The following is a 22,272-nucleotide window of genomic DNA, read 5'->3' on the forward strand; positions in this document are numbered from 1 at the left end:
GTCTTTTTATAATAGATTGCCTGAAAGGCATATATGGTTTTTTACATGTGACGAGAAAACATTGTAAACCAAAGGAGGAAATTACTGATATGTACCGAAAAGTCGATACAAACCTCAACTTCGTAGAGAGAGAGGGAGAAACAGAGAAGTTCTGGGAAGAGAACCAGATCTTCGAGAAAAGTGTAAAGAAAAATGAAGGGCACCCGATGTATATGTTCTATGACGGACCGCCGACGGCGAACGGCAAGCCGCATATCGGACATGTACTGACCCGTGTGATTAAGGATATGATTCCCAGATACCGCACGATGAAGGGATATGAGGTCCCCCGGAAGGCCGGATGGGATACGCACGGACTGCCTGTTGAGCTGGAAGTTGAGAAGGAAATCGGCATTGAGGGAAAGGATGAAATAGAAGCCTACGGAATCGAGCCCTTCATCAAGAAGTGCAAAGAATCCGTATGGAAATACAAGGGAATGTGGGAGCAGTTTTCCGGCAAGGTCGGGTTCTGGGCCGATATGGACAACCCCTACGTTACCTATTATGATGATTATATCGAGTCCGAGTGGTGGGCACTGAAGGAAATCTGGAAGAAGGGTCTTCTGTACAAGGGATTCAAGGTTGTTCCTTACTGTCCGAGCTGCGGAACGCCGCTCTCCTCCCATGAGGTTGCGCAGGGCTACAAGACCATCAAGGACCGCACTGCGATCGTCCGCTTCAAGGTAAAGGGCGAGGACGCATATTTCCTGGCATGGACCACCACGCCGTGGACGCTTCCCTCCAACATCGCGCTCTGCGTGAATCCGGAGGATGCGTACGCGAAGGTGAAGTGCGCGGACGGATATACCTATTACATGGCTGTCGCTCTTCTGGACAAGGTTCTCGGCCCTGTCGCGAAGGAGGAGGGAGAAAAGCCATACGAGATCCTTGAGACCTTCAAGGGAAAGGATCTGGAATACAAGGAGTACGAGCCGCTGTATCAGTGCGCGGCGGATGCGGCCGCGAAGCAGCACAAGAAGGCATTTTTCGTGTACTGCGATGATTATGTTACGATGACCGACGGTACCGGTATCGTTCATATCGCACCGGCATTCGGTGAGGACGATGCCCGCGTTGGGAGAAAGTATGACGCTCCGTTTGTTCAGATGGTAGACGATCACGGCCGCCTGAAGCCGGAGACCGGAAAGTTCGCGGGAATGCGCTGCAAGCCGACCGAGCACGAGATGAAGGATGAGGGTGCGGTCAGCGCGGATCCCGAGGTCCTGAAGGATCTTTCCGAGAGAAAGCTTCTGTTCGCGGCTCCGAAGGTAGAGCATGATTATCCGCATTGCTGGAGATGCGACACTCCTCTGATTTACTATGCGAGAGAGTCCTGGTTCATCAAGATGACAGCCGTTAAGGATGATCTCGTGCGGAACAACAAGGAGATCAACTGGATCCCGCCGACGATCGGAGAAGGCAGATTCGGAAACTGGCTGGAGAATATCCAGGACTGGGGTATCTCGAGAAACCGTTACTGGGGCACGCCGCTTCCGGTATGGACCTGTCCGGACTGCGGAAAGCAGATCTGTGTCGGCTCCAGAAAGGAACTCGCGGAGCTGACCGGAAATCCGGACGCGGAGCACACCGAGCTTCACAGACCTTATGTGGATCAGTTCACGATCAAATGTCCGGACTGCGGAGGCGAGATGCACCGTGTGCCGGAGGTTATCGACTGCTGGTTTGATTCCGGAGCGATGCCCTATGCGCAGCTTCATTACCCATTTGAGAATAAGGAGCTGTTCGAGAGGGAGTTCCCGGCGCAGTTTATTTCCGAGGCGGTGGATCAGACCAGAGGTTGGTTCTATTCTCTGCATGCCGAGTCCACACTGCTGTTCAACAAGCCTGCGTACAAGAATGTAATCGTGCTCGGCCTTGTGCTGGACAAGGACGGCAACAAGATGTCCAAGTCCAAGGGCAACGCGGTGGAGCCGATGTCCGCGCTGCGCAAGTTCGGAGCGGATGCGATCCGCTGGTACTTCTATATCAACAGCGCGCCGTGGCTTCCGAACAAGTTCCATGACAAGGCTGTGATGGAGTATTCCAGAAGATTCATGGGAACGCTCTGGAATACCTATGCGTTCTGGGTGCTTTACGCGAATATCGATAATTTTGATCCGACAAAGTATAAGCTGGATTATGATAAGCTTTCTGTCATGGACAAATGGCTTCTGTCCCGTCTGAATTCTACAATCAAGGAGACGGATGCGGATCTCGATCAGTACCGGATTCCGGAGGCTGCGAAGAGTCTGGAGTCTTTTGTCGACGACATGAGCAACTGGTATGTGCGCAGATCCCGTGAGAGATTCTGGGCGAAGGGAATGGAGCAGGACAAGATCAATGCGTACCTGACGCTTTATACCGCTCTTGTCGAGCTCTGCAAGGCAGCGGCTCCGATGATTCCGTTCATGACAGAGGACATCTATCAGAACCTCGTCCGCAGCGTGGACAGCAGTGCTCCGGAGAGCATTCATCTGTGCGATTATCCGACCGTGAACGAGGCGTGGATTGATCAGGAGCTTGAGCAGAACATGCGTGAGGTCACGAGGATCGTCGTGCTCGGACGTGCCGCGAGAAATGCTTCCGGAATCAAGAACCGTCAGCCGCTTTCCAGAATGTATGTCAAGGCGGACTTCCGTCTGGATGACTTCTATACCAAGATTGTGACCGATGAGCTGAATGTAAAGTCCGTGGAATTCTCGGATGATCTGAAGGTGGAGTACAGCATCAAGCCGCAACTGAAGACAGTCGGTCCGAAGTACGGCAAGCTGGTCGGAGGCATCCGGAAGGCCCTTTCCGGGCTGGACGGCGCAGAGGCGGTAGAGGAACTCAACGCGAACGGTGTGCTGACGATTTCTGTGGACGGACAGAGCATTTCTCTTTCAAGAGAGGATCTTCTCATTGATATCGCGCAGACCGAGGGTTATGTGGCGCAGGCGGATCAGGGCGTGACCGTGATGCTGGATACCACATTGACTCCTGAGCTGATTGAGGAGGGCTTCGTCGCGGAGCTGATCAGCAAGATTCAGACGATGCGTAAGGAAGCCGGCTTTGAGGTTATGGACCGCATCAAGGTCTATGCAAAGGGCAACCGTCATATCGCGGACATTCTGAAGGCGAACAAAGAAAAGATCTCCAGAGTCGTTCTGGCCGATGATATCGTGATCGGCGAGACGGCCGGCTATACCAAGGATTGGAAGATCAATTCTGAGGAAGTCACTCTGGGTGTCGAGAAACAGTAAGGATATTTCTGGGAGCCCGGATTTGCCGGACTCCCTAATGTCATATCAGCGTCAGGTAAGCCAGAGAAGCTGCGAAGCAGCACAGAGACGCGGGGGTCTGTACAACTGTCAGACCATATTTTATGGCGTCATATATGGTATGGCCGTTTCGTTGAGGTGAGCGCCGGCGGAGAAGATAACCCGCGAGGTGTGTTTGTCTCGTTGTCCGTAGGTACGCCGGTGAGTCTCCGGCAGTGTTTTTTCAGTGAAAGGGGAAAGAATGCTTAATCCGATATTCAAGAAAGATAATTTCAAGAAGGAAGTTAAAGATGAGATCAGAAGACTGTTCCGGACGACTCTGGAGGAAGCAAGCAATCATCAGATCTACCAGGCGGTATGCTATGTCGTCAAGGATGTCATTATCGACAACTGGATGGCGACCCAGCAGACCATGAAGAAGGATGATCCGAAGATCGTATACTATATGTCGATGGAATTTCTGACCGGAAGATATCTCGGCAATAACCTTCTGGCGCTTACCGCATACGGTGAGGTGAAGCAGGCACTGGATGAGATGGGAATTGATCTGGATGCCATCGAGGATGAAGAAAGAGACCCTGCACTTGGAAACGGCGGACTTGGAAGACTGGCTGCCTGCTTCATGGATTCACTTGCCACTCTTGGCTACACCGCTTACGGCTGCGGAATCCGTTATCACTACGGCATGTTCAAGCAGGAGATCAAGGATGGCTATCAGATTGAGAAGCCGGACAACTGGCTGAAGGACGGAAGCTACCCCTTCGAGCTGAAGCGTCCGGAGTACGCGAAGGAGATCAAATTCGGCGGGTACGTCGCGGTTGACTACGATGAGAAGACCGGCAGAAATTATTACCACCAGGAGGGCTATCAGTCGGTACGTGCCGTTCCCTATGATCTTCCGATTGTCGGCTACAACAACAATGTGGTAGACACCCTGCGCATCTGGGATGCGGAGGCCATCAATGATTTTTCGCTGGATTCCTTTGACAAGGGTGATTATTACAAGGCAGTGGAGCAGGAGAATCTGGCACAGACGCTGACCGAGGTTCTCTACCCGAACGACAATCATATGGCCGGCAAGGAGCTTCGCCTGAAGCAGCAGTATTTCTTCGTTTCCGCAAGCATCCAGACCGCGGTGAAGAAGTTCCTGAAGGGACATGATGATATTCATAAGCTTCCGGAGAAGGCGTGCTTCCATATGAACGACACACATCCGACGCTTACAGTCCCGGAGCTGATGCGGATTCTTCTGGACGAGCAGCATCTGGAGTGGGATGAGGCATGGGAGATTGTGACAAAATCCTGCGCTTATACGAATCACACCATCATGGCCGAGGCTCTGGAGAAATGGCCGATCGAGCTGTTCTCCCGTCTGCTTCCGCGTATCTATCAGATCGTCGAGGAGATTAACCGCAGGTTCTGTGAGGCAGTCAAGATCAAGTATCCGCAGAACAGCGATGAGAAGATCCGCAGCATGGCGATTATCTACGACGGCCAGGTGCGGATGGCAAACCTTGCGATCGTAGGCGGATTCTCGGTAAATGGTGTTGCGAAGCTTCATACCGAGATTCTGGAGAAACGTGAGCTGAAGGATTTCTATGAGATGTATCCGTGGAAGTTCTCCAACAAGACAAACGGAATCACGCAGCGGCGCTTCCTGCTTCACGGAGATCCGCTTCTGGCAGAGTGGGTAACCGGTCATGTCGGCAAGGAGTGGGTAACAGATCTGTCCACGATCAGCAAGCTTGCCATCTATGCGGATGATGAGAAGGCGCAGGCGGAATTCAGCAATATCAAGTACCAGAACAAGCTTCGTCTGGCAAAATATATTCAGGAGCACAACGGAATCGAGGTCGATCCCCGTTCCATCTTCGACGTACAGGTAAAGAGACTGCATGAGTATAAGCGCCAGCTGCTGAATATTCTTCATGTGATGTATCTGTACAATAAGATCAAGGAGCATCCGGAACTTCCGTTTTATCCGAGAACCTTCATTTTCGGAGCAAAGGCAAGTGCGGGCTATGAGCGTGCAAAGAAGATCATCAAGCTGATCAATAATGTGGCGGATGTGATCAATAATGACGCGAGCATCAAGAACAAGATCAAGGTTGTCTTCATCGAAGACTATCGCGTGAGCAATGCGGAGATTATTTTTGCGGCGGCGGATGTATCCGAGCAGATTTCCACCGCGAGCAAGGAGGCATCCGGAACCGGAAATATGAAGTTCATGCTGAACGGTGCGCTGACGCTGGGAACCATGGACGGTGCAAATGTAGAGATTGTCGATGAGGTCGGCGAGGATAACGCCTTCATCTTCGGACTGACTGCTGAGCAGGTCATCGATTATGAGAAAAACGGCGGCTATGATCCGATGCAGTATTTCAACAACGACGCCGATATCCGTCAGGTTCTCATGCAGCTGATCAACGGCATGTATTCCAACGGAGACATGGAGATGTTCCGGGACATCTACAATTCCCTTCTGTACCCGCAGAACGGAAACCGCGCAGATGTTTACTTCATTCTCGCGGACTTCAAGTCCTACGCGGCCGCTCAGGAACGCGTGGAATCCAAGTACCGCAATTCGGAGGAGTGGTACAAGAGCGCAATTCTGAATATTGCACATTCTGGAAAGTTCAGCTCGGACCGCACCATCCAGGAATATGTCGATGACATCTGGAAGCTTGACAAGATCGAAGTGAAATCATCTGATTTTCGTGGAGAGGTTTCACCGGAATAACCAGTTGTGCCCGGGGAGCGCAGGCAGCGCATGGATAAGGGATTTCAAGGAGTATAGATAAGATAAACGGGAGGCGATAAACCTTGGATAAAGAGGAATATCATCAGAAATTAGACGAACTGACGGCTTATGTCAGGGAGAAGGATTATGAAAACGCCCTGAGCATCGTCGATTCGATTGACTGGCGCCGTGTCAAGAGCATTAACACCCTGAACATGGTGGCAGATGTATATGAAGTAAATAAGGACTATGAGAGCGCTAAGGATATTCTGGTTCTGGCGTACAGCCGCGCTTCGATCGGGCGGAATATTCTGTACCGCCTGGTAGAGGTCTGCATCCGTCTGAACCAGATCGACGAGGCGGAAAAATATTTCCGGGAGTTTTCCAAGGTCGCCAAAAACGACAATTCACGCTGCCTTCTGCAGTATAAGCTGTTCAAGGCAAAGGGCGCGCCGCTGGAGGCACAGATCGATGTGCTGGAGGAATACAAGGAACGGGAGTATACCGAGCGATGGGCTTATGAGCTTGCCGTCCTGTATTCGAAGGCAGGTGATACAAAGAAATGCGTGGAAACCTGCGACGACCTGATTCTGTGGTTCAGCGAGGGCAGATATGTCATGAAGGCCATGGAGCTCAAGAAGCAGTACGCGGCTCTGACACCTTCACAGGAGCAGAACTATAACCGGATGAAGGCAGCGGCAAACCGCCGGAAACAGGAGCAGAGTGCCGGTGTGGCTTCTGAGGATACAGAGAGCACAGAGGAAGATGCTTCCGCGAGAGCCGGGATATTTAAGGAAGAGGAAAGGGAAGTTCCGGAATCCTCGTCATTCGTGAAGCATGACAGAAATCGCGGGGAAGCCGCTGGTTCTCTGGAGTCAGAAAATCAGGTTTCCGGAAGAGGAAAGCGTTCGGAGCAGGAACATCCGGCGGAGTCCGCGGCCGTGGAATTCAAGGACAGACTGGAGAAGGGCTTCCATCATGTAATGCATTCCTTTGCAGAGGAGGGCGAGACCATTGATTCCGGAAGAAATCAGGATGAGAATGCGACCGTAGATTCCAGAAGGAATTCGGGTCAGCATGCGGGATCTGATCTCCGCAGAACTTCAGATGCGGGGCGGACAGCCGATACAGAGAGAGCTTCAGATGAAGATCTGCGATCGGACTTCGAGAGAAGCGCTGACGGATCGCAGGCTTCGCGTGTCAGCGGAAGCGGGAGACCGTCGAATAATCCGGAATTGAAACAGCAGAATTCTGTTTCAGCGAGAAAACTGACGCCGGCGGCTGCCGCGGCTGAGAAGGCGCGCAGAGAAGGAACCAGCAGGAAGATGGACACCGGAGATTTCAATCTGGATGCATTCCTCGCTGAGACAGCGGGATCCTTCTCGAGCGAAATCGCAGCGGGAGCTGCGAAAAGTGAGACGGCAGGTGATGCAAAAGCCGAAGCGTCTGTGAAAGAGGCAGGCATCGCGAAAGCTGAGGCTCCTGCAAAAGCAGAGGCTCCCACGAAAGCGGATGGGGCTGCGAGAGATGCAGTACCTGTGGAAGAGACAGAGACTGTCGAAATCGAGACTCCGAAAGCAGAGGCTGAGATAGTGGAAGAGAAGGTCTCTGACAGGACAGGAGTTAAGACCGGGACCCGGTTTGAAGAGGCCGAGGTAGTCGAGGAAGAATCACTGGAAGAGGCCGAGGTGGTGGAGGAAGAATCACCGGAAGAGGCCGAAGTAGTCGAGGAAGAATCGCCGGCAGAGGCCGAGGTGGTCGAGGAAGAATCGCCGGCAGAGGCCGAGGTAGTCGAGGAAGAACCAGCGGCAGAGGCCGAGGTAGTCGAGGAAGAATCGCCGGCAGAGGCTGAGGTGGTCGAGGAAGAATCGCCGGCAGAGGCCGAAGTGGTCGAGGAAGAATCACCGGAAGAGGCCGAAGTGGTCGAGGAAGAATCGCCGGAAGAGGCCGGGACGGTCGAAGAGGAAGTACCGGAGGAGACAGAAAAGTCGAAGAATCTGGCGGGCGGGATCCGGCTCCGTGATCTTGAGGAAGAAGATTTGTCCAGAGAGGTCACACCGGAGACATTGAAGACCGGGTCTGGGACAGAAGGAGCAGCTGCAGGCACCGGAAGCGTACCGTCGGAAGAAGTCAGAACAGATGGCACCTCAGCAGACGCGGATTCTGCGAAACCGAAGAAGAAGGAAATTCATTACATCGAGGAACTTGAGATTCCGGATCCGCAGCCTAGTGAGGCGGAGAGAGCCTCTCATACGCATACGATACCTCTGGATACGATCGGTGCTAACACTGTACCGATTTCAATCGACAAGATCCTGAGTGAAGAGACTCCGGAGGAGCGCCGGATCCGTATCATGAACCGGGCAAAGCCGACGCGGATGAATGAGGAACAGCGTAAGATCTTTACATATTTTGCAAGAATCCCCGGAATGGACGCTCAGATTCTGGAAGCGATCAGCTGTGTATATGAGCACGCAGGCGAGAAGACATCCCTTCACGGCAATATCGCGGTCATGGGAGCCCGTGGAACCGGAAAAACCCGTCTGACACACGGACTTGTCGTCGCGATGTGCAAGGATCTCGGCATGGATGCAGCAAAGGTTGCCAGAGTCAGAGGCACTGATCTGAATGAGAAGGATCCCGCAAGAGTTGTAGCCAGAATGGCAGGCGGCTTCTTCATCATCGAGGATGTGTCGGGAATGAACGAGGCTACCGTTGAGAAGCTCAGCCAGGCAATGGAATTTCGGACGGACTGCATGATCACTATCATCGAGGATGAGAAGGTCGCGATGCGGGCGTTTCTCAAGAAATATCCGCGTTTTGCCGCAAAGTTCGACCGCGTCATCTCCATTCCTGTCTTCACAAATGACGAGCTGATCACATTCGCCAGAACCTATGCGACAGAAAATGGTTATAAGATCGACGATATGGCGATTCTTGCGCTTTACACTATGATCGGCAATATGCAGACTGAGGAAGAGCCTGTGACCATCTCCATTGTGAAGGACATGATTGACAAGGCGATCGGCCGCTCTTCGGCGAAGCGGCGCAGAAGCAGGAAGAACAAGAAAGATAAATGGCTTGTGCTTCAGGAGAAGGATTTCAATCTCACCTGAGCAGGCAGAGGATCTCTGGCCGCACCGGAAACGAAGCCGGCGCGGCCAGCTTCTTACATGCAGAGACAGTGTCATGCTGTAGTTTTTATCAGGGAATAGAAAAATTGAGTGAATCAAGAAAAGAGCCATGGCTCGGTACGCCGGCCAGAACAATTGAGATATTGCAGAAGTATGGCTTTCGATTTCAGAAGAAATACGGCCAGAACTTTCTGATCGATCCGCACGTGCTGGAGAAGATTATTCGTGCTGCCGGGATCGGACGGGATGACTGCGTAATAGAAATCGGACCGGGAATTGGAACGCTGACCCAGTACCTCGCCTATGCTTCACGCGAGGTGTATGCGGTGGAAATCGACCGCAATCTGATACCGATCCTGGAGGACACACTCTCGGACTGGGACAATGTGACGGTCATCAATCAGGACATTCTCACACTCGATCTGAACCGCTTTGTGGAGGAGCACAACGGTGGAAGGCCGGTTAAGGTCGTGGCAAACCTTCCGTATTACATTACGACCCCTATTTTGATGGAGCTTCTGGAGAAGAAGGTTCCACTGGAGTCCGTGACTGTCATGGTCCAGAAGGAGGTTGCGGAGCGGATGCAGGCATCCCCTGGGACAAAGGATTACGGGGCTCTGTCACTGGCAGTTCAGTATTATTCCAGACCGGAAATTGTGGCAAATGTACCTCCGAACTGCTTCATGCCAAGGCCGAACGTAGGTAGCGCGGTGATCCGTTTGACCGGCCGCCTGGCGGAAGAAAGAGTCCCGGTACAGGATGAAGGACTGATGTTCCGTCTGATCCGTGCCTCCTTCGCGCAGCGGAGAAAAACGCTTTTCAACGGACTGAGAAACAGCCGGGAGCTTGATTATTCCAGAGAACAGATTGAATCTGCCATGGAGAAATGCGGGCTTTCGGAGAACATCCGGGGCGAGGCACTGGATCTGAAGCAATTTGCGGATCTTGCGGACGCGTTGTCCGAAAACCACTATATCCCTGAAGATGGGTAAATCTTTGGCTGCCTGGCACCCTTTGGCAGAATACCATATTTCCGAATACAAAAACTCCCCGGCATCAGCTGTTCGCTGCCTTGGCAGCGTTCAGATGTGATGCCGGGGAGTTTATATATCAGCTTTCTCGGATTATTCTCCGAAATATCTCTTCAGAAGTCCCTCGAATGCCTTGCCATGTCTTGCCTCATCACGAGCCATCTCATGAACAGTGTCATGGATTGCGTCCAGATTCTCAGCCTTTGCTCTCTTTGCAAGCTCGAACTTTCCTTCTGTTGCGCCGTACTCAGCCTCTACACGAAGCTCAAGGTTCTTCTTTGTGCTTGTGGTTACAACCTCGCCAAGGAGCTCGGCAAACTTGGAAGCATGCTCTGCCTCTTCATGAGCAGCCTTCTCATAGTACAGACCGATTTCCGGATATCCCTCGCGGAATGCTACACGGGCCATTGCCAGATACATTCCAACCTCAGAGCACTCACCCTCGAAGTTAGCCTTCAGGCCTTCCTTGATATCTTCCGGAACGTCAGCGGCAATGCCTACTACATGCTCGGCAGCCCATGTGCGCTCAGCAGTCTCATCGATCTTTACAAATTTGGATTTCGGCTGTTTGCAGGTCGGGCACTTCCAGTCAGCAGGAAGATCCTCGAACTTAACGCCTTCAACCTCTTCATCATAGATGTGTCCGCATACTGTACATTTCCATTTAGCCATTTGAGTTACCACCTTTCTTAAAGAAAAATTGTGCTGTCGTTTTACCTCCTCAGGGTAATCGGACAAAAACCATCATAACCAACTGCAACAATTACACAACAAATCTTATTGGAGTTACAGCTTATGCTGTGGGCTGAATCCCGACGGGGTGATGCGTCTCAGAAGAGTATTCTTCTTCAGACAGGTTCATCGCTTCCTTTTTCTTGCAGTCTGCGCAGATCCCGTAGAAAACAATACTGCAGCTTTCAATTTCGCCGTCAAAGCGGCGGGCTGCTTCCTCCTTGAACCGTTCCGTATCCACAAAATCCATATCTGTCATGGCTCCGCACCTGCGGCAGATAAAGTGATCGTGCGGAAGGACGTTTCCGTCGAACCGGTCCGCGACACCGTCTGCGGCAAGTTTCTGGATTTTGCCAAGATCAGATAAAAGGGAGAGGTTACGGTATACAGTTCCAAGACTGATATTCGGAAATTCCTTCCGTATATCCGCAAAAATCATATCCGCTGTTGGATGATCCTTGCGATGCTGGAGATTATTGTAGATAGCCTCCCTCTGGCGGCTGTGTTTCAATACTGCCATGCCTTTATCCTTTCTTTAAAATAATAATGAGAACGATTACTGTTTATAGTATAGGACTTACCTCCCTTGTTGTCAACAGGTAATTGAAAAAATTTTACATTTCTACATTTCTGCTTTTACAATGCAGATGTGATTCAAAAATTCTGTTTTTATTATACACTGCATCTTAAAAAACGTAGCCTTGTCTGCAAAAAGTCTGTCTTACCTGGTGTAAGTGAGCGACAGTAAGAATTCACTTATTTCGATCGTGCTTCCGTTCCTCAGGAGCCTTGTATCCGTGCAGGCCGATGAGACGCTGGTTGCGGCTTCCGCGGAACAGAAGAGTGACGTCCTTCTGCGCTTCAATGAACTCACCGTCGACGATGAGATCAATATAGGAGAGCATCTCCTCCGTTACATCAGTGTACACTTTTCCGCCCTTCATCAGATCAACATCATAGGTGTAGCCGGTGTAGCACCAGATGTCCTTGGAGGGGTATGCCTCGCGGACCCGCTTCAGAAGCCGGACAAGAACCTGCTGGTTCTCAGGCTCAAAAGGCTCGCCGCCAAGCAGCGTGAAACCCTGGATATAATCCGGTCTGAGTGCTTCAAGAATCTCCTCCGTGGTTTCTTCGGTAAAAGGTGTTCCATAATTGAAATCCCAGGTCATGGAATTAAAACAGCCTTTGCAGTGGTGTCTGCAGCCGGAGACAAAGAGACTGACTCTGACGCCAGGGCCGTCCGCTATATCAAACTCCTTGATGTTCGCGTAATTCATAGACACAATCCTTTCGTAAATACTTGTTCATTTTCTTTAAGAAACATTTTTGACACCTGATGAATTGTTTGACGGATTAACTTTCGTATTATTTTTCCGGACGAAAAAAATACTGCTGAAAGAAGCTGTCATATGCCGGCACAAGCTCTGGCAACTCCGTATCACCCCCGCGATCACCCGCGTTTAAGATGTGTGATGCAAAAGAGACCGCCGCACCGGCCGCTTCCATGATTCCGTGTGTCGCCTGATCCGCTCTGGTGTTCCGGATGACGGAGTCGGGCAGTAGATGCTGCCGGAGACACATGCGGGAGACATATATTCATGGAAGGTGGCTGGTGTGGCGGTCTCAATCAATTCGTAGCTTATATCTGTCAGCGGCACGGAAGCTGCGAAGCGGTTCTCGTGCCGCGGGGACTTATACAGTGCGCAGCACGGAGCAATCCGCAGCTTATACAGTGTGTGGCACGATTTATCGTATGGCGTTACTGTATATTACAGCACTATAGAACACAGATTACAGATTACAGATGAAGGACTCTGTCCTTGATTTCCTGTGTGCGGCCCTGGTTCCAGAACTGGGTTCCGATGTATCCGCAGGTGCGGCGCGCGACGGACATCTTGCTCTGATCGGTGTTTCCGCAGTTCGGGCATACCCAGATCAGTTTTCCGTGCTTGTCCTCCTTGATCTGGATCTCTCCGTCATAACCGCAGACCTCGCAGTAATCGCTCTTGGTGTTCAGCTCGGCGTACATGATGTTGTCGTAGATAAACTGCATCACGGAGATTACGGCAGGGATATTGTCCTGCATGTTCGGAACCTCGACATAGCTGATGGCTCCGCCCGGGGAAAGCTTCTGGAAATCGGCCTCGAACTTAAGCTTCTGGAAGGCATCGATCTTCTCGCGGACGTTGACATGATAGCTGTTCGTGATGTAGTTGTGGTCGGTGACATCCTTTATCACACCGAAGCGCTTCTGCAGGCACTTTGCGAATTTGTATGTGGTGGATTCCATCGGGGTTCCATACAGAGAGTAGCTGATGTGCTCCGCGGCACGCCACTCGGCGCACTTGTCATTCAGGTGCTGCATAACCTTGAGAGCGAACGGTTTTGCCTCAGGGTCGGTGTGACTCTTTCCGGTCATGTATACGCACATCTCATAGAGACCTGCATATCCGAGACTGATGGTGGAGTAGTTGTTGTACAGGAGCTTGTCGATGGTTTCACCCTTCTTCAGTCTCGCGAGCGCGCCATACTGCCAGAGGATCGGGGCAACATCAGAAGGTGTCCCCAGCAGTCTCTCGTGGCGGCAGCGGAGAGCACGGTGACAGAGCTCAAGTCTCTCATCAAGGATCTCCCAGAACTTGTCCATATCCTTTTTGGAGGAGCAGGCCACATCAACAAGATTGATGGTAACGACGCCCTGGTTGAAACGGCCGTAGTACTTGTGCTTTCCGTCGATGTGATTTCTGGATCCGGATTTGTTGTCGTTGTCGCAGAGACCTTCCGGTACACTTTCGTTGTCCGGTGTGAGGAAGCTTCTGCATCCCATGCAGGGATATACATCACCGTTCTTGTATTCCTTCATCTTCTTTGCGGAGATGTAGTCGGGAACCATGCGCTTAGCGGTGCATTTAGCCGCAAGCTCGGTCAGATAGTAGTACTTTGAGTCGGGATGAATGTTGTCCTCGTCCAGAACGTAGATCAGCTTCGGGAAGGCGGGGGTGATCCATACACCTTTCTCGTTCTTGACACCCTGCATTCTCTGGATCAGAACCTCGCGGATGATGGCGGCGAGATCGGTTCTCGTCTGCCCGTCCGGAACCTCATCCAGATACATGAACATGGTAACGAAGGGAGCCTGTCCGTTGCAGGTCATCAGAGTGATGAGCTGGTACTGGATGGTCTGGATGCCGCTCTTGATTTCTTCCGCAAGACGGCGCTCCGTGATGAGGTTGATAATCTTCTCATCCATGTCCTCTCCGCACTCCTGACGCTCGGCGATAACCTCCTTGCGGATCTTCTGCCGGCTGATGTCGACGAAGGGCGCGAGGTGGGCGAGGGTAAAGGACTGACCGCCGTACTGGTTGGAGGCAACCTGAGCGACAATCTGTGTGGTGACATTGCAGGCGGTGAAGAAGCTGTGGGGCTTTTCAATCAGAGTCTCACTGATGACAGTTCCGTTCTGCAGCATGTCCTCGAGGTTGATCAGGTCGCAGTTGTGTTCCTTCTGCGCGTAGTAATCGGAGTCGTGGAAATGAATGATTCCGGCCTCATGCGCCTGTACGATATCCTCCGGAAGGAGAATACGCTTTGTCAGATCCTTGCTGACCTCTCCGGCCATGTAGTCACGCTGGGTGGAGTTGATGACAGGGTTCTTGTTGGAATTCTCCTGCTTCACCTCTTCATTGTTCTGCTCGATCAGCGAGAGAATACCATCGTCTGTGGTGTTTGATTTTCTCGCGAGCGTTCTCTTATAGCGGTAGCGGACATACTTCTGCGCAACCTCAAAGCCACGCATCTCCATGATTCCGGTCTCTACCATGTCCTGGATGTCCTCGACATTGACCGCGTGAGGCGACTGGCTGACACGGTCTGCGACATTGTCAGCAATCGCCTGGATCTGATACGGGTTCATCTGATGAATCTTGTCGACTTCCTTGTTGGCCTTTGCAATTGCGTTGCAGATCTTCGTAATGTCGAAGGTGACCTCTTCGCCATTTCGTTTAATGACATTTGTCGTAACTTTCTTTTCCATTTCTAATCCCCCTGGGTAGTGAAAAAACAGATTCTGGAACTCTGCCTGTTTGAATGTACTATATTTTGTTAAAAACAAAAAGTAGGGCACAACATCTTGTGTGCCCTACTATAATAACCTAACACTTGCAGAATGTGAAGGGGAAACTTGCGAAAAAAGTTCACAAGAAATCTCCGGTAAATTCAGCGTTTTTTAGTGTATAAGCTCTTCGAAAACGCAGAAGGGCTCGACGCACGCGAAGCGTGCGAAAGAGCCCGGATGCGATTTCGAAGGCAACAGGTATGAGGATGAAGCGCGAATGCGCGAAATCCGAATACCTGTTAGCGGCACGGAAGCTGCGGAGCTGCGAAGTGACGCGAAGCTTATACAGAGTAATAAAAGAGAGCTCTTCGAAAACGCAGAAAGGCTCGACGCACGCGAAGCGCGCGAAAGAGCCCGGATGCGATTTCGAAGGCAACAGGTATGAGTCTTTATTAATATGCCTTTGCCCAGATAACCTCGTGCTTCGCGGGCTTTCCGCAGCATACACACCGGTCGCTGATCCGGATCTGCTTGAAGGGAATGCAGCGGGAGGTAGCAGTGGTATCTGCCTTGATCTTGTTTTCACAGGCTTCATCACCGCACCACATCGCTCTCACGAAGCCCGGCTTTTCTGCAACAGTTTTGCAGAAGGTATCATAATCAGTCGCGTCATAGATATGGGTGTCCAGGTGCTCCTTTGCGCGGCGGAACATGTCAGCCTGAATGGTTTCAAGCAGAACGGGAACCTGCTGCGGGATCTCTTCGATCGGGACGATGGTCTTTTCGCGGGTGTCGCGGCGGACAAGAACGGCCTGACCCTTCTCGATGTCCTTCGGTCCGAGCTCGATACGGATCGGGATGCCGCGCATCTCCTGCTCGGAGAACTTCCAGCCGGGACTCTTCTCTGAATCATCGAGATTCACACGGACGCCGGCAGCGGCAAGGGCAGTTTTTACTTCAAGAGCCTTGTCCATGACGCCCTCGGCATCCTGGCGGATCGGAATGATCATGACCTGAACCGGAGCGATATGAGGAGGCAGTACGAGACCGCTGTTGTCTCCGTGCACCATAATCATGGCTCCGATGACGCGGGTGGTCATTCCCCAGGAGGTCTGATGCACATACTTGAGGGTATTGTCCTTGTCTGTGAACTGTACGCCGTAAGCCTTTGCGAAGATGTCGTCAAAGTTGTGACTGGTGCCGGACTGAAGGGCCTTTCCGTCGTGCATCATGGCTTCGACGGTGTAAGTGTGCTTTGCGCCTGCAAATTTCTCCTTCTCGGTTTTCTGTCCCTTAATTACAGGGATAGCCATATCCTGCTCCAGGAAATCGGCATAGACGTTCAGCATCTGAACGGTTCTCTCTTCCGATTCCTCTGCGGTTGCGTGAGCAGTATGACCCTCCTGCCACAGGAATTCACGGGAGCGGAGGAAAGGACGGGTTGTCTTCTCCCAACGCAGAACGGAACACCACTGGTTGTATAATTTTGGAAGATCTCTGTGGGAATGGATGTCTTTTGCATAAAAATCGCAGAACAGTGTCTCGGAAGTCGGGCGCACACAGAGACGCTCAGTCAGCTTCTCGGATCCGCCCTGGGTGATCCAAGCAACCTCCGGAGCGAAGCCTTTCACAAGCTCCGCCTCCTTGTTGAGAAGGCTTTCCGGGATCAGCATCGGCATATATACGTTCTGAACGCCGGTCGCTTTGAAGCGGGCGTCGAGATTATTCTGGATATTTTCCCAGATCGCATAGCCGGCGGGTTTAATCGCCATGCAGCCCTTTACGCTGGTGTATCCGATCAGATCGGCCTTGACGCAGACATCGGTATACCACTGCGCAAAATCGTCTTCCATCGACGTGATTTGCTCTACTAATTTTTTATCCTTTGCCATAGTGAACTCCTGATTATTTATCGATCCTGTACATAACGGTACTTAATGTGGTTGCGGTTTCTTCGTGAACGCAATCAGCATAAATTCTAACCTCAATAGAAATGGTTGTCAAGGCTGACGGTACCGCTTCGTTTGACGATTTTGCCACCGCACGCTCGTGACTTTAGTCATGAGTTAGGTGGCATTTCCTTGAAATTTTAGTGCACATATGGTGTAATATTTATATGGATAAAGATACTATATTTTCAATACCTAAAGATGTTACATATGGTAGAGGTTATGTATATTCCCTGCAATATCATATCGTATGGGCTACAAAGTACAGGAAGTCCATATTCATAGGTGAAATAGAGACGGATATTAGAAATTATCTCCTCGAAACACTTAAATCTTTAGACATGAATATCATTGCCATGGAAATTATGCCCGATCATATACACCTGCTTGTGGATTGTAAACCGCAACTTCGGCTATCGGATGCTGTTAAAGTGCTTAAAGGCAATACAGCAAGGTGGTTATTTTTAAACCATCCTGAAATCAAGAAAAAACTTTGGGGTGGTCATTTATGGAATCCATCATACTTTGTTGCTACTGTGAGTGATGAAGTCTAAAACAGGTTACAGACTACATCAATTCTCAGAAGATTAAATAGGAAGGAGGTCTGCGGTATGCGGATATACACAACTTACAGCGTTAAGATTAAGCATTACAACCATATATTCAAAGATACTGTTGCTATATACAGGCGTGCCGTAGATTATCTTATTGCTGTCTGTATTGATAAATGGGATACCGTTGTTACTTTCAAAGGACAGAGCAGACTTACATATATCGAAAGTCTTGTTCATGCCACGAAGGATAATCCAAGTCCTGAATACGATTTTGATTTAAGATTCTATAAAATGCCAAGTTATATGCGCCGCGGTGCAATTAACGACGCCATCGGAAAAGTATCCTCTTATAAAAGCAATCTGGCTAATTGGAGGGGAAACCCTGCTGGCAAAGAGCCGTTATATCCCAAAGCAGGATATGTATTTCCATCAATGTACCGAACTGTAATGTACAACCAGACAGATGATTATGCTGCACAGATTAAAGTCTATGTCCGTAATACATGGGACTGGATTACTGTAGCCCTTCGTAAAACAGACATGGATTATATATACAGGTATTGCAAAAACAGGAGACAGTGCGCTCCTACTCTTCAAAAACGTGGCAAGGAGTGGTTTTTGGATTTCCCATTTGAAGAAAGCACTACACTTAAAGAGGTATCCATATATGATAAGACCATTGTTTCCGTAGACCTAGGCATAAATACAGCCGCTACTATTTCTGTAATGCGTTCGGATGGCACTATTCTCGGGAGACATTTTTGTAAACTCCCTAAAGAAACAGACTCTCTGATGCATAGCATTAATCGTATCAAAAAGGCACAGCAGCATGGAAACTACAAAACTCCGAGATTATGGGCTAAAGCAAAAGGTATTAACCACGGCATTGCATCAAAGACCGCTAATTATATTATGGATATAGCAGTTCTCTATAATGCAGATACCATAGTATTTGAACATCTGGACCAAAATGGCAAAGTCCGTGGTTCCAAAAAACAGAAGCTCAAAATGTGGCGAAGTCAGGAAGTTCAATCTATTGTTACAAATAAAGCCCACAGATTAGGAATGAGAATCAGTCATATCTGTGCATGGGGAACAAGTAAATATGCATATGATGGAAGCGGCATAGTTCTTCGTGGAAAGGCTGGTGGATTTAACACATATGAACTTTGTAAGTTCCAAAACGGTAAAATCTACAACTGTGATTTATCTGCATCCTATAATATCGGAGCAAGATATTTTATACGTGAAATATTTAAATCCCTGGATGAGAGTTCGAGGTTGGCAATTGAGGCAAAAGTTCCTCAGTCTGCCAAGAGAAGCACCTGCACATTCTCTACTTTAATTAGCTTGAATGCGGAGCTTATGTCTTTAGCGGCATAAGTATCTGAGTTTTAGCTGTATGGTAGAAATGTAGTCCATCTGCTTAAAGCAGATGCAGCCATAAGGCTGTAATAGGAAGCACGCGACTTTAGTCGTGTGAGGCTTCACAGGCTGACGGTACCGCTTCGCTTGCATCAGGCTGTAAAACGGATTATGATGGTAAAAGTTCAGACGGAGAATTTCCGAAAAAGCTGAAGTGAGAGTGGAAAGGTACTGCGTAGTATGAAGATAAGAATACCGGCGACTGTCCGCATGGTTCTGGACAGCCTGCATGCAAAGGGATATGAAGCTTATATCGTAGGCGGATGTGTGCGTGATTCCATTCTGGGAAGAAGGCCGGAGGACTGGGATATCACGACGTCGGCCCTCCCGGAGCAGGTGAAGCGGATTTTTGTGAAGACGGTGGATACCGGAATCGAGCATGGAACGGTGACGGTGCTTGTGGGCGGCAGGGCGCATGAGGTGACGACTTATCGGATTGACGGTACATATAAGGACAGCCGTCATCCGGAGAACGTTACCTTCACGGCGAGTCTGCCGGAGGACTTGAAGCGCCGGGATTTCACCATCAACGCGATGGCATACAATGAGGAAGAGGGTCTGATTGATCTCTACGGAGGAATGGATGACCTGCAGCGCAGGTGCATCCGCTGTGTAGGAAACCCGGAGGAACGTTTTTCAGAGGACGCTCTGCGGATCCTGCGTGCGGTTCGTTTTTCGGCGCAGCTGAATTTCGGAATTGATCCGGAGACGATCGCGGGAATTGTAAAGCTGGCTCCGAATCTGGCGAAGATCAGTGCAGAGCGCATCTGCGCGGAGCTTACGAAGCTGATTACATCAGATCACCTGGAGTATCTGAAGGTGGCTTATCAGGCCGGGATCACAAGGATCATCCTTCCGGAATTTGATGAGATGATGCGAACGCCGCAGAACAATCCGCATCACATGTACAGCGTCGGCGAGCATACTCTCGTCTCCATGGCGGAGGTGAAAAACGACAGAATTCTGCGTTTCACGATGCTTCTTCATGACGTAGGAAAACCGGCATGCAGAACGACAGACGCAAATGGAATTGATCATTTCAAAGGGCACGGAGAGAAGGGCGCTGCCATGGCTGTGAAGATCATGCGGCGGCTGAAGATGGACAACGACACCATCCGCCAGGTGCGGACGCTCATCATCTATCATGACTGGAGAGTAAAGCCGGATGAGAAGCAGGTCCGTCATCTTATCAATAAGGTAGGGAAGGATCTTTTTCCTCTCTTCATCAGGGTACAGGACGCCGATACCATGGCGCAGAGCGAGTGGAAGCGCGAGGAGAAGCTTCGCCGTGTGATCGGAGTGGCTCAGGTCGGAGAAAAAATTATCAGTGAGAATCAGTGCGTGGATCTGAAAGGCCTGGCGATTAACGGCAGAGATCTGATCGACGCAGGAATTCCGAAGGGACCGGAGATCGGCGTCTGTCTCCAGAAGGCACTGGAGCTTGTGCTGGATGATCCGGAGAAGAACAATCGGGAATTTCTTCTCGGCTTCTGTACGGGATCGTCCGAAGAACGGAGCAATCGGTAGCTTGTACAGCATGTGGCATGATGTATCGCATGGCGGTTTATTGTACTGAAAATGCAGGTGAGAGAGCGGCTGTGAGTTCAGACGATTTTCAAAAAATGCCCTGATCATGACGAGAAATTTAAATTCAGACAGAGATCGCGAATCCGTGCGCAGGAAAAATCCTGTGCCAATCGGGAAAAAACAAAAAGGCGGTTGTCAGAAGCCGGAGGATGGTATAAAGTAAACTCTTGAGGATGCTTGAAACACTTGGATTTTCTTGACAAATCAGGCGTCTGATAGTATAAAAAGACCATATATTGTAAATTTTAGGAGGAAGTATTACATGAACAAAACCGAATTAGTGGCAGCAATCGCCGAGAAAACGGGACTTTCGAAAAAAGATTCTGAGAAAGCTCTTGGCGCATTCATTGATACTGTAGCAGAAGCGTTAAAGGACGGAGATAAGGTGCAGCTTGTTGGATTTGGAACCTTCGAAGTATCTGAGAGAGCAGCGCGCAGCGGAAGAAATCCTCAGACAGGTGAGACCATCGAGATTGCAGCATCCAAATCTCCGAAGTTCAAGGCAGGAAAAGCTCTGAAGGATATGATCAAATAACAGCAGCTGCTGAAGAACGGTTGCAGAGCGTTATACAGGTGAAATGACAGGGTGGGACTGCAGCATGGCTGATCCATGCAGCAGTCCCATCGTGTCGTTCGGGCAGTGCCCGTATGACTCTTATATACAGTTTGCGTTTCTTTGAAAACGGAGCAGGATAACAGAAGACAGAAAGGAATGCCATGAGATTAGACAAATATCTGAAGGTATCGAGACTGATCAAGCGGAGAACCGTCGCGAATGAAGCCTGTGACGCGGGGCGCGTCCTGCTGAACGGGAAGACGGCAAGAGCGAGCGCAGAGGTAAAGGCAGGCGACAGAATCGACATCCTCTTCGGCGAGAAGACAGTTTCAGTGCGGGTGCTGAGTGTCCAGGAGACCGTCCGAAAGGAGGACGCACAGTCGACGTATGAGTACGTCTGATGTCGTGCCCGGGAAATCTTGCTTTTTCAAAAACGGACTGCTATACTTCGTATAAGTTCTCTGAAAATGCGGGTGACCGGCGGCGCGGGAAGTGTTAAACAGGCTGCCTGTGGTTTCGGTAACTATCCCTGGTTTTGCGGAATGCAAGGCAAGCGAGGGAATGTTAAGCGGACTGCCTGGCGGTTCGAGGGGAGCGGGTATGATGAAAGCGGATATCATTCTGAAGTGACGCGAGAGCGGCACGAAAGGGATACCATATATTTCTGTGACAGGGGACCGGAATGCGTCAGAATAAAAAAACAATGTTGTGTATCATTGCTGTGGTGGTCGCGCTGATGATCGCGCTGATGGCGGGAAGTGCCAGGCTCAGCAGCAGAATTGCCGAGGGCAATACTCAGATAGAGGAGCTCAAGAAGGAGAACGAAGAGGAACAGAAGCGCACGGAGGAAATCCGCAGCGAGTCGGAATATATACAGAGCGATTCTTACAAGGAGCAGGTAGCGAAGGATAAACTTGGCCTGATCAAGGACGGAGAGATTATTTTCCGGGAATCGGATACGGCCGGAGCAAACAGCGGCACATCTGCTCCTTCAGATTCTTCTTCATCTGCGTCATCTTCTTCATCCTCGGAAGATCAGGAATCCGGGACCGAGAATGCCGGCGGAGATACAGCTTACGGTGGTACCGGCTACTGATGAGATGACCGGGAGCCATATCCGATTCTGCGGATATGGCTTTTTTCAGTGATAAAAAGAAGAAAGCCGGACATTATGGGATGCGATATCCGATTCAGAGGATATAGTTTTTTTC

Annotated in this window: 14 protein-coding genes and 1 pseudogene; 10 read left to right on the top strand and 5 right to left on the bottom strand. The window is 50.4% G+C overall.

Features of this window, described 5'->3' with window-relative positions; genetic code table 11:
• Nucleotides 1-89: 89 nt before the first annotated feature.
• From ileS to rsmA, 4 genes are all read left to right on the top strand, one after another.
• Nucleotides 90-3,281, top strand: coding sequence for an isoleucine--tRNA ligase (gene ileS / locus ACTQ1O_RS07535; RefSeq protein ID WP_441486749.1), 3,192 nt, complete (start codon nt 90-92; stop codon nt 3,279-3,281).
• A gap of 259 nt (nt 3,282-3,540) precedes the next feature.
• Complete coding sequence (locus ACTQ1O_RS07540) at nt 3,541-6,039, top strand: glycogen/starch/alpha-glucan phosphorylase (protein WP_441476538.1); 2,499 nt, start codon at nt 3,541-3,543, stop codon at nt 6,037-6,039.
• Between the two features lie 83 nt (nt 6,040-6,122).
• The gene (locus ACTQ1O_RS07545; protein WP_441486750.1) at nt 6,123-9,155 is read left to right on the top strand and encodes a hypothetical protein; all 3,033 of its coding nucleotides are present in this window, start codon (nt 6,123-6,125) and stop codon (nt 9,153-9,155) included.
• A 104-nt stretch (nt 9,156-9,259) separates the two neighbouring features.
• Nucleotides 9,260-10,165 carry a 16S rRNA (adenine(1518)-N(6)/adenine(1519)-N(6))-dimethyltransferase RsmA gene (gene rsmA / locus ACTQ1O_RS07550; RefSeq protein WP_441486751.1) on the top strand — a complete coding sequence of 302 codons (906 nt, stop codon included), beginning with the start codon at nt 9,260-9,262 and terminating at the stop codon, nt 10,163-10,165.
• Nucleotides 10,166-10,297: 132 nt separating this feature from the next.
• Here rsmA and ACTQ1O_RS07555 read toward each other — a convergent pair whose 3' ends face one another.
• From ACTQ1O_RS07555 to proS, 5 genes are all read right to left on the bottom strand, one after another.
• The gene (locus tag ACTQ1O_RS07555; protein ID WP_441100462.1) at nt 10,298-10,876 is read right to left on the bottom strand and encodes a ferritin family protein; all 579 of its coding nucleotides are present in this window, start codon (nt 10,874-10,876) and stop codon (nt 10,298-10,300) included.
• A gap of 121 nt (nt 10,877-10,997) precedes the next feature.
• Complete coding sequence (locus ACTQ1O_RS07560; RefSeq protein WP_441476432.1) at nt 10,998-11,456, bottom strand: Fur family transcriptional regulator; 459 nt, start codon at nt 11,454-11,456, stop codon at nt 10,998-11,000.
• A gap of 232 nt (nt 11,457-11,688) precedes the next feature.
• A complete protein-coding gene (nrdG, locus tag ACTQ1O_RS07565; RefSeq protein WP_441476433.1) occupies nt 11,689-12,213 on the bottom strand; it encodes an anaerobic ribonucleoside-triphosphate reductase activating protein in 525 nt (174 codons plus the stop codon).
• A gap of 521 nt (nt 12,214-12,734) precedes the next feature.
• On the bottom strand, nt 12,735-14,969 hold the full coding sequence (nrdD, locus tag ACTQ1O_RS07570) for an anaerobic ribonucleoside-triphosphate reductase (RefSeq protein WP_441486752.1): 2,235 nt from the start codon (nt 14,967-14,969) through the stop codon (nt 12,735-12,737).
• A 473-nt stretch (nt 14,970-15,442) separates the two neighbouring features.
• On the bottom strand, nt 15,443-16,882 hold the full coding sequence (proS, locus tag ACTQ1O_RS07575) for a proline--tRNA ligase (protein WP_441476435.1): 1,440 nt from the start codon (nt 16,880-16,882) through the stop codon (nt 15,443-15,445).
• Between the two features lie 224 nt (nt 16,883-17,106).
• On the opposite strand from proS, the pseudogene tnpA reads away from it, so the two are divergent.
• The 6 genes and pseudogenes from tnpA to ACTQ1O_RS07605 all read left to right on the top strand — a co-directional run bounded on the left by tnpA (nt 17,107) and on the right by ACTQ1O_RS07605 (nt 22,157).
• Nucleotides 17,107-17,534 (top strand): annotated as a pseudogene (gene tnpA / locus ACTQ1O_RS07580) (IS200/IS605 family transposase).
• Nucleotides 17,535-17,550: 16 nt separating this feature from the next.
• On the top strand, nt 17,551-18,876 hold the full coding sequence (locus tag ACTQ1O_RS07585) for an IS200/IS605 family accessory protein TnpB-related protein (RefSeq protein ID WP_441486753.1): 1,326 nt from the start codon (nt 17,551-17,553) through the stop codon (nt 18,874-18,876).
• Between the two features lie 222 nt (nt 18,877-19,098).
• A complete protein-coding gene (locus tag ACTQ1O_RS07590; RefSeq protein ID WP_441486754.1) occupies nt 19,099-20,445 on the top strand; it encodes a CCA tRNA nucleotidyltransferase in 1,347 nt (448 codons plus the stop codon).
• Nucleotides 20,446-20,725: 280 nt separating this feature from the next.
• Complete coding sequence (locus ACTQ1O_RS07595) at nt 20,726-21,040, top strand: HU family DNA-binding protein (protein WP_441476442.1); 315 nt, start codon at nt 20,726-20,728, stop codon at nt 21,038-21,040.
• Nucleotides 21,041-21,222: 182 nt separating this feature from the next.
• Nucleotides 21,223-21,462, top strand: a complete 240-nt coding sequence (locus tag ACTQ1O_RS07600) for an RNA-binding S4 domain-containing protein (protein ID WP_441476437.1) — start codon at nt 21,223-21,225, stop codon at nt 21,460-21,462.
• Between the two features lie 281 nt (nt 21,463-21,743).
• On the top strand, nt 21,744-22,157 hold the full coding sequence (locus ACTQ1O_RS07605) for a septum formation initiator family protein (RefSeq protein WP_441486755.1): 414 nt from the start codon (nt 21,744-21,746) through the stop codon (nt 22,155-22,157).
• The last annotated feature ends 115 nt before the right edge of the window (nt 22,158-22,272 follow it).

Source organism: Bilifractor sp. LCP21S3_A7, from assembly GCF_052118825.1.
Lineage (GTDB): Bacteria > Bacillota > Clostridia > Lachnospirales > Lachnospiraceae > Bilifractor.

Excerpts from the sequence above, each read along its gene's own strand:
- ACTQ1O_RS07590 (WP_441486754.1), top strand. The coding sequence starts at position 19,099 with ATGAAGATAAGAATACCGGCGACTGTCCGCATGGTTCTGGACAGCCTG.
- ACTQ1O_RS07540 (WP_441476538.1), top strand. The coding sequence starts at position 3,541 with ATGCTTAATCCGATATTCAAGAAAGATAATTTCAAGAAGGAAGTTAAA.
- ACTQ1O_RS07605 (WP_441486755.1), top strand. The coding sequence starts at position 21,744 with ATGCGTCAGAATAAAAAAACAATGTTGTGTATCATTGCTGTGGTGGTC.
- nrdD (WP_441486752.1), bottom strand. The coding sequence starts at position 14,969 with ATGGAAAAGAAAGTTACGACAAATGTCATTAAACGAAATGGCGAAGAG.
- ACTQ1O_RS07600 (WP_441476437.1), top strand. The coding sequence starts at position 21,223 with ATGAGATTAGACAAATATCTGAAGGTATCGAGACTGATCAAGCGGAGA.
- proS (WP_441476435.1), bottom strand. The coding sequence starts at position 16,882 with ATGGCAAAGGATAAAAAATTAGTAGAGCAAATCACGTCGATGGAAGAC.
- ileS (WP_441486749.1), top strand. The coding sequence starts at position 90 with ATGTACCGAAAAGTCGATACAAACCTCAACTTCGTAGAGAGAGAGGGA.
- nrdG (WP_441476433.1), bottom strand. The coding sequence starts at position 12,213 with ATGAATTACGCGAACATCAAGGAGTTTGATATAGCGGACGGCCCTGGC.
- ACTQ1O_RS07585 (WP_441486753.1), top strand. The coding sequence starts at position 17,551 with ATGCGGATATACACAACTTACAGCGTTAAGATTAAGCATTACAACCAT.
- ACTQ1O_RS07560 (WP_441476432.1), bottom strand. The coding sequence starts at position 11,456 with ATGGCAGTATTGAAACACAGCCGCCAGAGGGAGGCTATCTACAATAAT.
- ACTQ1O_RS07555 (WP_441100462.1), bottom strand. The coding sequence starts at position 10,876 with ATGGCTAAATGGAAATGTACAGTATGCGGACACATCTATGATGAAGAG.